The following is a 12854-nucleotide window of genomic DNA, read 5'->3' on the forward strand; positions in this document are numbered from 1 at the left end:
AACCAGAATGGTAGGATTTACGCCCGATGGCGATGCCCGATTTCACACTGCGCCAACTGCTTGAAGCTGGTGTTCACTTTGGTCACCACACACGCCGCTGGAACCCGCGCATGGCGCCGTACCTGTTCGGTGTGCGTAACCAGGTTCACATTATCGACCTGCAGCAGACCGTTGGTATGCTGGACCGCGCCCTTCAGGCTATCCGTAACACGGTAGCTGGCGGTGGCCGCGTTCTGTTCGTTGGCACCAAGCGCGCTGCTGCTGACCCGATTGCTGAAGCTGCAAAACGCTGCGGCCAGTATTATGTGAACCACCGTTGGCTGGGCGGTATGCTCACCAACTGGAAAACCATCACAGGTTCCATCAAACGTCTGCGCCAGATTGAAGAAATGCTGGACGGCGGCACGTCTGGTCTGACCAAGAAAGAAATTCTTGAGCTGACCCGCGACCGTGACAAACTGGAACGCTCACTCGGTGGGATCAAGGAAATGGGCGGTCTGCCCGACATCCTGTTCATCATCGACACCAACAAAGAAAAGCTGGCCGTTGAAGAAGCCAACAAACTGGGTATCCCGGTTGTGGCCATCCTCGACAGCAACTCTGACCCCAAGGGTGTAACCTTCCCAGTTCCGGGTAACGATGACGCCATCCGCGCTATCTCCCTGTACTGTGACCTGGTTTCTTCCTCTGTTCTCGACGGGATTTCCGCAGAACTGGGTGCATCTGGTCAGGACTTTGGTGCGTCTGAAGAACTGCCTGTTGACCCGGCTCTGGAAATTGCAGCTTCTGCTCCTGCAGAAGAAGCTCCGGCCGCAGGCTGATACTGACTGGGGCGGGTGGGCATTATGCCCACCGGCTTTCAGCTGAGATATGTGCCTGCGCGCAGGCATGATTACGGTGCGCGCCCCCTCAGGGCGCGTTCTGGTTTTTAAGGAGTGACAGACATGGCGGCCATTACCGCTGCATTGGTTAAGGAACTGCGCGAAAAAACTGGCGCAGGCATGATGGACTGCAAAAAAGCCCTCAACGAAGCCAACGGCGAAATTGAAGGTGCCATTGACTGGCTGCGCACCAAGGGTCTGGCTGCTGCTGCCAAAAAATCTGGCCGTACGGCTGCTGAAGGTCTGGTAGGCGTTGCGTCTGAAGACAAAAAAGCCGCTATGGTTGAAGTGAACGCTGAAACCGACTTCGTTGCTCGTAATGAAGCGTTCCAGAACTTCGTTGAAGCCGTTGCTCAGGTTGCGCTCAAGGTTGGTGAAGACCTTGAAGCCATTAAAGCTGCAACACTTGCCAGCGGCCGCACGGTTGCTGACGAACTGACGCACCTGATTGCTACCATCGGTGAAAACATGTCCCTGCGTCGCGCACGGGTGTTCACGGTGCCGTCTGGCGTTGTGGCAACTTACGTGCACGGCGCACTGCGTCCGGGCCTTGGTAAAATTGGCGTTCTGGCTGCTATTGAAGCACCGTCTGCCAATGAAGCTATCGAGCAGCTGGGCCGTCAGGTTGGTATGCATGTTGCTGCAACCCGTCCGTCTTCTCTCGATGTTTCCAGCCTGAATCAGGAAGAAGTTGAGCGTGAACGCGCTGTTCTGATTGAACAGGCTCGTGACTCCGGCAAGCCTGAAGCCATCATTGAAAAAATGATCGAAGGCCGTATCCGCAAGTTCTATGAAGAAGTTGTTCTTCTGGAGCAGGTCTGGGTGCATGACGGTGAAAACCGCGTTAAAACCGTTCTGGAAAAAGCTGGCGTCAAGCTGGTTGGTTTCGACCGCTTCCAGCTTGGTGAAGGCATCGAAAAAGAAGCTGACGACTTTGCTGCTGAAGTTGCAAAAGTGTCCGGCGTCTGATTTTTCAGGCTGATCGCTGACTAATGGACAAGGGCGGGACATCCCATGACTGGGAGGCTCCCGCCCTTGTGCTTTCTACCTTCCCGTTAGGGGAGACTAATGCCCGCGTGCATGTGCTGACAGAAGAGCACGGGCTATTGCACGGGGTTGCGTACGGTGCCCGTTCCCGCGCAGGCAGTGCCCTGTGGCAACCGGGCAATGTTGTTAAAATCCGTTTCCAAATTCGGTCCGCCGGCGCTATGCCGCGCCTGTCTGGCGAATTGCTTTACGGTTCCAGCTTCCGCTTGCTTGATACTCCCCTCGCACTTTCCATGCTGCAATCCGTTTGTGTACTGGCGGATACAGCTTTGCCGGAAGGCGAGCCATGCCCGGCACTGTTTGCTAAAACGCTCAAACTTCTGACATTTCTGGGTATTGACCCGCCATTATCGGAACGCGAGGGCCTGCCACAGGTTGTTCGGTGGGAGATGGCGCTTCTGGCGGACCTCGGCTTTGGGCTGAACACATCTTGTTGCGCCGTAACGGGTGCCACAACCGGGCTAAGCTATATCTCACCGCGTACAGGCCGTGCGGTTACAGACGAAGGTGCCGGAGAATGGAAGGACAGACTGCTCCCGTTGCCAGCCTTTCTGTTGAGCGATCAGGATATAGGCACTATGGTGGATTGGCTGGCTGGTTTACAGCTTACCAGATATTTTCTGGTGCGAGATGCCTACGGGCAGAGGCATGCACCCCTTCCTGCGGCGCGGGAGCGGCTGGAGGCGCGGGTTGTGCGAGTGTTAGAAGCAGAAAAGCAGACCAACCCTGATCCGGTACCCGACCCGTCTGAAAGCTGATTTCTAGACCGGGATCAGATGCCGTGTATGGAGCCATTTTTCGGCCAGAAGTGACCATGCTGTGCCTTTGTAGGGCTCGTTCAGGCTAAAGCCGTGCCCACCCGTCTCCAGCAGATAGCGCGTAACCGGCACGTGGTGCTGCACGCAGGCCTGCTGTAAAATTTCGGTTTGGGGCGCTTTGGCAATGCGGTCGTCTGCTGCATGCACAAGGAAAAACGGTGGGCTTTGGTCAGTAATATAGGTTTGTACGGACCATGCTTCCGCCTCAGCTTCCGTAGGGTGTGCACCCACCATGCTGCGCCGTGTCTGGGTTGTGTCGTACGGGGGGCACAGCGTTACCACAGGGTAGGCCAGCATGGCATAGCGGACCGTAAGCGGTAGGTGGTCGGCCTCATCAACCGGTGTGTAAGTTTGCCATGTGGGACGAGTGGCGCACATGCCCATCAGGTGTCCACCGGCAGAAAACCCCAACAGCCCCAATTGGTCAGGGTTTATGCTGTACTGGTGTGCATTGGATTTTATGAGCCTGATAGCGCGTTGTGCGTCCTGAAAAGGGGCGAGCCGCCCTGCATGCCATCCTTCGTCCGGCAAGCGGTAGGTCAGCACAAAAACGGTTACACCGAGCGTGGTGAGCCATGCAGTGGCGGGTACGGCTTCATGCCGCATGACAATCTGCCGGTAGCCACCCCCTGCTGCAAGCAGGATGGCGCTGCCATTTGGTTTCTGGGGCCGATACATCTGTAGCACTGGCGTTGAGATATGGGAGATGGAGCCATGTGGGGTCACGTACAATGCCTGATCTGCCGGGCCACCGCCGCCGGGTGGTACATCCGGCCAAAGCTTGAGTGTTAACGGCGCTTCTGCCACGTCTGGTTGAGGAAGAGAGGACGCGTGGCCCGTAGAAGCAAGCAGTGCGGAGCAGGAGGCTGTAGCCAGAAAATTACGGCGGGTGCACAGAGGCATGGCTATTCCTGAAGCAAGAAACACTCTCCAGTCTAGCAGGCTTTGAAGCGTGAAGCAGGGGTTATCATCACGCTACAAGTCTAACGTTTATCACGTTGTCGAGGTGAATTACGGCGCGTGACTGACAGGATACGTTAAGGCTGGCTACTTGAAGCAAGATTATGTCTAGGTTCAGTTCCCGGTTTCAACCTGTGTCCAGCCGTTACGGTACATACAGTCCTTGACCAGAATGCGGCGTTGGCTTTCGTTCGTATCACTGGAAGAATAGCTCGTATTCTTCGTGTTATATTTTTTGTTGAACGATGTGTATTTCCCGGTAATTTCGGTATTGGGCGGCAGGTCTCTGAGCGCCTGCGCCTTGCATTGAGTTTCAGCTATATCTTCTTGGTGTAAGTCAGCGCCGGGTTTGACCCACTGATAGCTGGTGCAGCCCGTTAGGCTGAGTGATACCAATAGTAATGCAAAAATATGTCTCATGGTGCTCACTCTATAATAGGGTAAAAGTCTACTGCCCATATTCCGGTAATTCGGGCGGACGCAAGAGCATAGCAGACGTAGTGTCATAAATGCATGCCGTGGCACGCTTGAAGTGGCACATGGTCTTGAGTGTGCCAGATGTTGGTTCAGGCTCTGTGTTGGGGCTAGAACAAAACGGCATCAAACGCTATGTGTGACCGTTGGGCACTAAGAGACACACGGTCCGGGAGCAGGAAATGAGCGAAACCCTTGAAGGCCACGTAGAAGAGACCAAGCTGGCGGATGCGCTCAGCGAGCGGTATCTGGCTTATGCGTTATCTACCATCATGTCTCGCTCCCTGCCGGACGTGCGGGACGGGCTTAAGCCCGTGCATCGCCGGCTTGTTTATGCCATGCACCAGCTCAAACTGGACCCGACCTCAGGTTTCAAGAAATGCGCCCGCGTGGTGGGTGACGTTATTGGTAAGTTCCATCCCCACGGTGATGCCTCGGTTTATGAGGCATTGGTGCGTCTGGCTCAGGATTTTGCAGCCCGCTACCCGCTGGTGGAAGGGCAAGGTAACTTTGGCTCCATTGATGGCGATAACGCTGCCGCAATGCGTTACACTGAAGCCCGCCTAACCGAAGTTGCCCGTGCCCTGCTGGACGGCATTGAAGATGATGCCGTTGATTTCCGCCCAACATACGATGGGGAGGAGCAGGAGCCGGTTGTTCTGCCCGCCGCGTTCCCCAACCTGCTGGCCAATGGCGCAGCAGGTATTGCCGTGGGTATGGCCACCAGCATTCCGCCTCATAATGCGGCTGAGGTCTGTGCAGCCGCAGCTTTACTGGTGCGTAAGCCCCAGAGCACAACGGCAGACTTGCTAGCACTTATGCCGGGGCCGGATTTCCCGACCGGTGGCCTGATTGTTGAGGATGAAGACGCCATTCTGCGGGCGTATGAAACAGGCCGTGGTGGTTTTCGAATGCGTGCCCGCTGGCAGGTTGAGCAGGGCCGGTTTGGAACGTGGCAAATTGTGGTTACGGAAATTCCGTATCAGGTGCAGAAGTCCCGTCTGATTGAGCAGGTTGCTGATCTGCTCGAACTGAAAAAACTTCCTCTGCTCGGTGATATTCGTGATGAGAGTACGGACGAAATTCGTCTGGTGCTTGAACCCAAGACCCGCGGTATTGAACCAGAAGTGTTGATGGAAACACTCTACCGCGCCACCCAGCTTGAAAGCCGCTTTGGCCTGAACATGAACGTGCTTGGGCCAAACCGGACGCCGGGCGTTATGGGCCTGAAAGCGGTGTTGCAGGCATGGCTGGACCATAGGCACGAAGTGCTGGAACGCCGTAGCCGCCACAGGTTGGATGCCGTGGAACGCCGCCTTGAAATTCTGGCAGGCTTTCTGGCGGTTTACCTCAATCTGGATGAAGTCATTCGTATCATCCGGGAAGAGGATGATGCCAAAGCCAGCCTGATGCAGACCTTTACCCTCTCTGACCTTCAAGCAGAGTCCGTGCTGAATATGCGCCTGCGGAGCCTGCGTCGGTTGGAAGAGCTGGAAATTAGGAAAGAGCACGACAAACTCTCAGCGGAGCGTGACGAGCTTTTGAAACTGCTGGCAGACCCTAAACTGCGCTGGAACCGCATTGGCCGGGAACTGGATGGCATGGTCAAACAGTTTGGGGCAGGCAAGCTGGGGCAGCGCCGCAGTACCTTACAGTCTGCGCCGGAACCGGTTGATATTTCCGTTATTGAAACGGTTGAGCGTGAACCCATTACCGTTATCCTCTCCCAGAATGGTTGGGTCAGGGCGGTCAAGGGCCATAGCGTTGATCTTGAAAACCAGAAGTTCAAAGAAGGGGACGGCCTGAAACTGGCAATCCCGTGCCAGACAACAGACAAGCTCTGCTTTTTTGGCACAGATGGCCGCGCCTTTACCCTGAAAGCCGGAGACCTGCCGCGTGGGCGTGGTGATGGCCAGCCGGTTCGGCTGCTGTTTGATCTGTCGAACGATGAAGATCTGGTTGCCGTTTTCGCCATCAAGGAAGGGGCCAAGCGCCTTATCGCGTCCAGCGCCGGACGTGGCATGTTGGTAGAAGAAGAGGCCATGGTGGCGGAAAAGCGGTCTGGCCGTCAGGTGTTGAACCTGAAGGAAGGTGAGTTCGCCCGCGTCTGTAGCCCTGCGGAGGGCGATCAGGTGGCCGTGGTGGGCGATAACCGTCGTTTCCTGATTTTCCCCTTGGACCAGTTGCCGGTTATGACGCGCGGTCTAGGCGTAGCCTTGCAGAAATATGTGGGTGGAGACGGCCTGCGCATGGCCGTCGTATTCTCGGAGCAGGAAGGGTTATTGTGGCCGGGGGCGGTACGTGTGCGCCAGTTTGCAGATCTGCAGGACTGGGTTGGGCGGCGGGCCTCCATGGGACGTTCTGCTCCACCGTGGGCAACCAAGAAAGCCTGATTTTTACCAAGAGGCATTGGGCGGCACCGCCCGTGCCTCTTGTGGTATCTGGATAAAAGCTGCCCCTTGTGGTGCGTTTTTAGAGCCAAAGCTGCTTACAGAGCACAGCTTGCCCTGTAAGAGGGGCGTTATGGCAATTTCAATTCTCCCTACCATTTCTCTGGCAGAGTCCGAGCTTGAGGTGACATATATTCTGGCTTCCGGTCCGGGCGGGCAGAACGTCAATAAAGTGGCAACTGCGGCCCAGTTGCGGTTTGATGTTGCGCGCTCACCGTCTCTTCCGGAGCGGGTAAGGGCGCGTTTACTGCAAATTGCGGGCAGCCGTCTGACGCGTGACGGGGTGATTGTCATTACTGCACGCCGTTTCAGAACCCAGATACGGAACCGTGAGGACGCGATAGAACGACTGGCGGAATTGATACGGGAGGCAGCCCACAGACCCGCTTTTCGTGTAGCAACCAGACCGGGCCGGGCGGCAAAACAACGCCGGTTAGATGGCAAAGCCCACCGGGCCGGAGTAAAGCGAAACCGCTCCGTGCGTCATGATGACTAAGTAGAGGGCAGACTAAAGGCGTTAAGATGCCTTGTTGCGATCTGCCTGTGCCGGAGGAGGCTGAGGCACGAGCTGGCGTGATGTCGCCTCTTGCTCTTTAGCATGCCGGGCGTCTGCTATTTTTTTTAGAACATGGCCCTTCGATTTGAAAAGAGCCGCTATCAAAATACGGTCCGCGCCGGTTTTGCGCACAACGAGCCGAATATGCGGCGGGAGCAAGTCCACCACTTTGTCTGCCAGTTTGCCAATAATCAGTTCATCCGTCAGCAGGCCTAACAGGGGTGAAGTTGCAATGGCTGTGATGGCTTTTTCAATATATGGCCAGTATTTTTCAAGAACTTTGGCTTCTTTTACCGAGAGGGCTTTGTTTTTTATAAACTGATAGGCCTGTTTATAATCTGTGTTGGTATAATAGGTCTTGACCACGTCTTTTGTCGTGCGGGCTTTATCCGACACAAAAGAAGCGCTCTTTACAATCAGGTTTTTGGCTTTGTCTTTTTTTGAGGGCAGGGACAATTGTTCATCAGGCATGGACTAAAGACTTTCAAAACACACTGTTGGGTTTGAGAGGCATCCTGCGTTGCAGACTACTCCGCCTCCAGAGGGGGGTGCTCAGGGTCTAACGTATGCCAAGTGCCATGGTTGAGAATTTCAGCAGGCCGATAACGGGATTTATAGGTCATTTTTGCACTGCCGCGTACCCAGTATCCAAGATACAGGTAGGGCAGGCCCAGCAGTTTTGTTTTTTCAATAAGGGCCAAAATAGCAAAACTTCCCAGTGAGCGCTCGGGCGCGTCTGGTTCGTAAAAGCTGTAAACGGCTGATAAGCCATCTTCCAACCGGTCAACCAAACTTACGGCCATCAGGCGGTGATCCGGCGTGTGAAATGTTACCAGCATGGTCTGCACGGGAGTATCTTCCACCATGGCGCGGTAGTCTTCGGCAGTCATGGCCGCCATTTCCCCATCTGCGTGGCGTGCGGCCTGATACCGGGCAAACAGCGCATAGTGCTCAGGCGTGGCATGAGCTGGAACAAGTGTTGCGCGCAGGTCTATGTTCCGGCGCACGGTGCGTTTCTGGCTGCGATCCGGGGTAAAATGATTAACGGGCAGCCGGATGGGAATACAGGCCATACAGCTTTCGCACATGGGGGCGTAAGCCAGTGTATGGCTACGGCGGAAGCCTGCACGGGACAGGCGGCTATGCAGGGCATCGGCCTCTGGCACAGCAAGGTCTGCAATAACCTTGCGCTCTACCCGGTCGGGCAGATACGGGCAGGGTTGCGGTGCTGTTGTGTAAAAAAACTGCGAATGGCGCAGTGAGGAAACCATGCGTCCTGTCCAGCAAGAAAAAGGCAAACTCTGGTACGGTTGATCTGTGCCCTAATGGATAAAGGCTGAAAAACCCGCCTGCTCAGTTTGCACCAGAGGGTAAGGTTATCCCCATGGTGCAAATGTGCAGGCGTTACGGGCCAGTATAACGTAATTCAGGACAGCAGGGTTATACGCCGTAAGTTTCTTTGATCTTTTCTGCGGCTTCAATGGCAAAATAGGTCAGAACACCGTGTGCTCCTGCGCGGCGGAAGGCCAACAGGCTTTCCATAATGGCGCGGTCACGGTCCAGCCAGCCGTTCTGAATGGCGGCCATGAGCATGGCGTACTCACCAGACACCTGATAGGCGAAGGTCGGGACGGCAAATGTGTCCCGCACCCGGCGGATAATATCAAGGTAAGGCATGCCGGGTTTGACCATGACCATGTCAGCCCCTTCGGCAATATCCATCTCAACTTCGCGCAGGGCTTCGTCGCTGTTGGCGGGGTCCATCTGGTAGGTTTTCTTGTCCCCCTTCAGCATGGAGCCTGAGCCCAGAGCATCACGGAACGGGCCGTAAAACGCACTGGCATATTTGGCCGCGTAGGACATGATGCGCGTGTTGACCAGGTCATTATCATCCAGCGCCATGCGCATGGTGCCAATCCGGCCATCCATCATGTCTGACGGGGCAATAATGTCTACCCCGGCAGCGGCCTGATTAACGGCCTGCTGGGTCAGGATCACCACGGACTCATCGTTCTGCACGTAGTCATCACGGACAATGCCGTCATGGCCGTGGCTGGTGTAGGGGTCCAGCGCCACGTCGCCAATCAGCCCGACATTGGGGAATTCTTTTTTCAGAAGGCGGGCGGCCCGGCACATCAGGTTATCCGGGTTCAGGGCTTCTGTGCCCTCTGCGTCCCGCACCTCGGTCGGGGTGACGGGAAAGAGTGCTACAGCAGGAATACCCAGTTTGGCGGCTGGTTCAACATGGGCTGCAAGCCGGTCCAGCGTAACACGCAATGCGCCGGGCATGGAGGCAACTTCTGTTACGGTGTTCGTACCTTCCGTAAAGAAAATTGGCCAGATGAGGTTGTTGATGCCCAAACTGTTTTCAGCAACCAGACGGCGCGTAAAGTCGTCAAACCGGTTGCGGCGGGGGCGGGTCAATGGGAAACGACCAGCCTTCATGGGCGCGATCTCCTTGCGTGTCAGCCGCCTGATGTGCCGCGCAAGGAAAAAGCGGAAGGCATCAGGGCGGGGGCTGACGGGGTGAATACTAAGCTGAGTATGCGCCCCTTGGCGTGTTATGCAACCCCGCCCGCAAGATGGCAGATCAGCCCTCGGACGGTTGGGCCAGTTTGCTGTGGTAACGGCCATACGCCATGTAAATAACCATGCCGATGGCAAGCCAGATGACAAGACGAACCCATGTCAGTGTGTCCAGAGCCACCATGACCGAACCACAGGAGAGGATGCCCAAGATGGGGATGATGTTGCCACCCGGCACCCGGAAGGCGCGTTTGGCGTCTGGCGCTTTGCGGCGCAGTACCATGACACCGGCGCACACCAGCACAAAGGCCAGCAAGGTGCCAATGGAGGTCATGTGCCCAAGGTCTGAAATGGGCAGGAATGCGCTGAGCAAACAGGTAATGACCATGAAGAACAGGTTGGATAACCACGGGGTCTGGTAGCGTGGGTGGGTCTTGCTGAACATGGGGGGCAGGAGCCCATCCCGTGACATGGCAAAAAACACGCGGCTTTGGCCGAGCAGCAGCCCCATGAGTACGGATGTAAACCCGCAAATAATCCCGATTTTAATGGCCAGTTGCAGCCAAGGGAAAGGGGTATGGTTAATGGCGGTTGCTACAGGTGCAGCATCCCCCACCATCTCCTTGTAATTCACCAGACCGGTCATGACGTAGGAGAAGCCCACATAGGCCAGCGTACACACCACAAGGCTTCCCAGAATGCCAATGGGCATGTCCCGCGCTGGGTTTTTGGTTTCCTGCGCTGTGGTGGACACGGCGTCAAACCCTACATAGGCGAAAAAGATTGTGCCAGCAGCCCGCATAATGCCCGACCAGCCGAAATGGCCAAATGTGCCATCGTTGGGGGGAATAAAAGGGTGGTAGTTGCTGGGGTTGATGTAGGAAAAACCAAACCCGATAAATGCCGCAATAATCAGCAGTTTGATGGTGACAATCACGCTGTTGACGATGGCAGACTGCGTAATGCCGCGAATAAGGATCATGGAGACAAAGCAAATGACCACCGCGGCGGGCAGGTTGACCAGACCGGAGGCCATGCTGCCATCGGGCATCATGACTGTCTCAAACGGTGAGGCCGTAAAGCGTGGCGGAAGCACCAAGCCCCAAGAGTCGAGCAGGGATACCACATAGCGGGACCAGCTTACCGCAACGGTGGCCGCCCCCACTGCATATTCCAGCACAAGATCCCAGCCGATAATCCAGGCAACCAGTTCGCCCAGTGTTACATAGGCGTAGGTATAGGCGCTGCCTGCAATGGGGATCATGCTGGCAAGTTCACTGTAGCACAGCCCTGCGAATCCGCAGGCAATGGCGGCTACCAGAAAGGACAGGATAACGGCAGGACCGGCATTTTCTGATGCGGCAATGCCGGTTAATGAAAACAGACCTGCCCCGATAGTTGTGCCTACACCCAAAGCGATGAGACTGCCCGGACCCAACACGCGCTTGAGGCCAAGCTTGGTTTCCAGCTTATCCAACGGCATACAGCGCGTGAACGGTGAGGCTGCGGAGGAGGCAGGCCTTTGCGACATTAAATTTTTCTCCTGTCAGAACCACGACGAAAACGGTAAAGGAGCGTCGTGGTGGTCTTGCTCTTATAGAGAGGGTAGAGTGCCCTTCGACGCAAGATGTGTTTTTAACGTAATGAAATCTGGCCCGGTGTCCATCAGGGCGGCACCATGGGCTGGTGAGTTGTAAAACCAAGGGAGCTCCTGATGAGCCAGACGGATCTGGATCGTTTTTTTCACGCACCGGTTACAGACGTTGATCCGGATGTTGCGGCCGCTCTGGCCAGTGAGCTGAAGCGCGAGCAGGACGGAATTGAACTGATTGCCAGTGAAAACATGGTGTCAGAAGCCGTGTTGCAGGCACAGGGCAGCGTGCTGACCAACAAATATGCCGAAGGCTATGCAGGCCGCCGTTACTACGGTGGGTGCTCTGAGGTGGACAAGGTTGAAGTACTTGCCATCGAGCGCGTAAAAACCCTGTTTGGCGCAGCATTTGCCAACGTACAGCCGCACTCTGGCGCAAATGCCAACCAGGCTGCCTTCATGGCGCTGGCAAAACCGGGCGATACCATTCTGGGCATGAGCCTTGCTGCGGGTGGCCACCTGACACACGGTGCGGCTCCCAACTATTCCGGCAAGTGGTTTAATGCAGTTCAGTACGGTGTGCGCCGTGAAGATGGGCTGCTTGACTACGAAGAAATGGAACAGCTTGCCCGTGACAACAAGCCGACCCTGATTGTGGCTGGTGGGTCTGCTTACCCGCGCGTTATTGACTTTGCCCGCTTCCGCCGTATTGCCGATGAAGTTGGTGCGGCCCTTATGGTGGACATGGCGCATTTTGCTGGTCTGGTTGCAGCTGGCCTGTACCCCAACCCGCTTGAGTATGCGGACATTGTGACCTCTACCACGCACAAAACTCTGCGTGGCCCACGTGGCGGTCTGATCCTGACCAACAATGAAGCGTTGGCCAAGAAGATCAATTCTGCCGTGTTCCCCGGCCTTCAGGGTGGCCCGCTGATGCATGTTATCGCCGGTAAGGCTGTAGCCTTTGGTGAAGCTCTGCGTCCGGAATTCAAAGAGTACCAGAAAGCCGTTAAGACCAATGCCAATGTACTGGCAGAAGTTCTGGTTGAACGTGGGTTTGATATTGTGACCGGTGGTACGGATTCCCACCTGCTGCTGGTTGACCTGCGCCCTAAAAAGGTGACTGGTAAAGCGGCTGAACAGGCACTGGAACGCGCTGGCATTACCGCCAATAAAAACGCTATTCCGTTTGATCCGGAAAAGCCTGCCATTACGTCTGGTATTCGGCTGGGTAGCCCGGCAGCAACAGCACGGGGTTTCCGCGAGGCAGAATTCCGAGCCATTGGTGAAATGATTGACGAAGTGCTGACCGCTCTTGCTGCCTCCGGCGGTGAAGGGGATGCCAAGGTTGAAAATGAAGTGCATGAACGCGTGAAAGCGCTGTGCGCCCGTTTCCCAATCTACACAAAATAACACCAGCTCAATGCGCTGGCGGGAAGGAGGGGGAAGGCTCAGGCCTTCCCCCTTTTTTTATTGCCGAAGCGTAGCGATGAAACTGCGGGAGAGAGGCGCAGACGTGAAAAATTGCAGGAGACTATAAAACCATAAAAA

General features: G+C 55.7%; 12 protein-coding genes. 6 read left to right on the forward strand and 6 right to left on the reverse strand.

Going from position 1 to position 12854, the window contains the following annotated elements:
* The first annotated feature begins 26 nt into the window (after positions 1-26).
* The 3 genes from rpsB (at position 27) to recO (ending at position 2686) form a co-directional block, all read left to right on the forward strand.
* Entirely contained in the window at positions 27-821 is a 795-nt protein-coding gene (gene rpsB / locus ACTIDN_RS06645; protein WP_048837975.1) for a 30S ribosomal protein S2, read from the forward strand.
* Between the two features lie 123 nt (positions 822-944).
* Positions 945-1850, forward strand: coding sequence for a translation elongation factor Ts (gene tsf, locus ACTIDN_RS06650; protein WP_048837976.1), 906 nt, complete (start codon positions 945-947; stop codon positions 1848-1850).
* 23 nt (positions 1851-1873) lie between these two features.
* Entirely contained in the window at positions 1874-2686 is an 813-nt protein-coding gene (gene recO / locus ACTIDN_RS06655) for a DNA repair protein RecO (protein ID WP_441376449.1), read from the forward strand.
* Positions 2687-2689: 3 nt separating this feature from the next.
* Here recO and ACTIDN_RS06660 read toward each other — a convergent pair whose 3' ends face one another.
* Complete coding sequence (locus ACTIDN_RS06660; protein WP_441376450.1) at positions 2690-3649, reverse strand: alpha/beta hydrolase; 960 nt, start codon at positions 3647-3649, stop codon at positions 2690-2692.
* A 171-nt stretch (positions 3650-3820) separates the two neighbouring features.
* Positions 3821-4126 carry a hypothetical protein gene (locus ACTIDN_RS06665; RefSeq protein WP_441376451.1) on the reverse strand — a complete coding sequence of 102 codons (306 nt, stop codon included), beginning with the start codon at positions 4124-4126 and terminating at the stop codon, positions 3821-3823.
* A 236-nt stretch (positions 4127-4362) separates the two neighbouring features.
* Here ACTIDN_RS06665 and parC point away from each other — a divergent pair, with 236 nt between their 5' ends.
* Together parC and arfB are read left to right on the forward strand one after the other, a co-directional pair.
* Complete coding sequence (parC, locus tag ACTIDN_RS06670) at positions 4363-6573, forward strand: DNA topoisomerase IV subunit A (RefSeq protein WP_441376452.1); 2211 nt, start codon at positions 4363-4365, stop codon at positions 6571-6573.
* A 130-nt stretch (positions 6574-6703) separates the two neighbouring features.
* Positions 6704-7126, forward strand: coding sequence for an alternative ribosome rescue aminoacyl-tRNA hydrolase ArfB (gene arfB / locus ACTIDN_RS06675; protein ID WP_441376453.1), 423 nt, complete (start codon positions 6704-6706; stop codon positions 7124-7126).
* Positions 7127-7147: 21 nt separating this feature from the next.
* Here arfB and ACTIDN_RS06680 read toward each other — a convergent pair whose 3' ends face one another.
* The 4 genes from ACTIDN_RS06680 to ACTIDN_RS06695 form a co-directional block, all read right to left on the reverse strand.
* A complete protein-coding gene (locus ACTIDN_RS06680; RefSeq protein ID WP_441376454.1) occupies positions 7148-7657 on the reverse strand; it encodes a hypothetical protein in 510 nt (169 codons plus the stop codon).
* Between the two features lie 56 nt (positions 7658-7713).
* Positions 7714-8457 (reverse strand): arginyltransferase, encoded by a 744-nt coding sequence (locus ACTIDN_RS06685; RefSeq protein WP_415507616.1) that lies wholly within the window; start codon positions 8455-8457, stop codon positions 7714-7716.
* A 169-nt stretch (positions 8458-8626) separates the two neighbouring features.
* A complete protein-coding gene (gene hemB, locus ACTIDN_RS06690; RefSeq protein ID WP_048837983.1) occupies positions 8627-9631 on the reverse strand; it encodes a porphobilinogen synthase in 1005 nt (334 codons plus the stop codon).
* A gap of 145 nt (positions 9632-9776) precedes the next feature.
* Positions 9777-11243 carry an amino acid permease gene (locus ACTIDN_RS06695; protein WP_441376455.1) on the reverse strand — a complete coding sequence of 489 codons (1467 nt, stop codon included), beginning with the start codon at positions 11241-11243 and terminating at the stop codon, positions 9777-9779.
* A 183-nt stretch (positions 11244-11426) separates the two neighbouring features.
* Here ACTIDN_RS06695 and glyA point away from each other — a divergent pair, with 183 nt between their 5' ends.
* The gene (glyA, locus tag ACTIDN_RS06700; RefSeq protein ID WP_441376456.1) at positions 11427-12716 is read left to right on the forward strand and encodes a serine hydroxymethyltransferase; all 1290 of its coding nucleotides are present in this window, start codon (positions 11427-11429) and stop codon (positions 12714-12716) included.
* The last annotated feature ends 138 nt before the right edge of the window (positions 12717-12854 follow it).

Source organism: Acetobacter sp., assembly GCF_052102375.1.
In the GTDB taxonomy this organism is placed as follows: domain Bacteria; phylum Pseudomonadota; class Alphaproteobacteria; order Acetobacterales; family Acetobacteraceae; genus Acetobacter.

What these genes read in the sequence shown, in the direction of transcription:
- hemB (WP_048837983.1), bottom strand. Translation starts at nt 9,631, where the DNA reads ATGAAGGCTGGTCGTTTCCCATTGACCCGCCCCCGCCGCAACCGGTTT.
- parC (WP_441376452.1), top strand. Translation starts at nt 4,363, where the DNA reads ATGAGCGAAACCCTTGAAGGCCACGTAGAAGAGACCAAGCTGGCGGAT.
- ACTIDN_RS06685 (WP_415507616.1), bottom strand. Translation starts at nt 8,457, where the DNA reads ATGGTTTCCTCACTGCGCCATTCGCAGTTTTTTTACACAACAGCACCG.
- glyA (WP_441376456.1), top strand. Translation starts at nt 11,427, where the DNA reads ATGAGCCAGACGGATCTGGATCGTTTTTTTCACGCACCGGTTACAGAC.
- ACTIDN_RS06660 (WP_441376450.1), bottom strand. Translation starts at nt 3,649, where the DNA reads ATGCCTCTGTGCACCCGCCGTAATTTTCTGGCTACAGCCTCCTGCTCC.
- ACTIDN_RS06665 (WP_441376451.1), bottom strand. Translation starts at nt 4,126, where the DNA reads ATGAGACATATTTTTGCATTACTATTGGTATCACTCAGCCTAACGGGC.
- recO (WP_441376449.1), top strand. Translation starts at nt 1,874, where the DNA reads ATGGACAAGGGCGGGACATCCCATGACTGGGAGGCTCCCGCCCTTGTG.
- ACTIDN_RS06680 (WP_441376454.1), bottom strand. Translation starts at nt 7,657, where the DNA reads ATGCCTGATGAACAATTGTCCCTGCCCTCAAAAAAAGACAAAGCCAAA.
- ACTIDN_RS06695 (WP_441376455.1), bottom strand. Translation starts at nt 11,243, where the DNA reads ATGTCGCAAAGGCCTGCCTCCTCCGCAGCCTCACCGTTCACGCGCTGT.
- rpsB (WP_048837975.1), top strand. Translation starts at nt 27, where the DNA reads ATGGCGATGCCCGATTTCACACTGCGCCAACTGCTTGAAGCTGGTGTT.
- tsf (WP_048837976.1), top strand. Translation starts at nt 945, where the DNA reads ATGGCGGCCATTACCGCTGCATTGGTTAAGGAACTGCGCGAAAAAACT.
- arfB (WP_441376453.1), top strand. Translation starts at nt 6,704, where the DNA reads ATGGCAATTTCAATTCTCCCTACCATTTCTCTGGCAGAGTCCGAGCTT.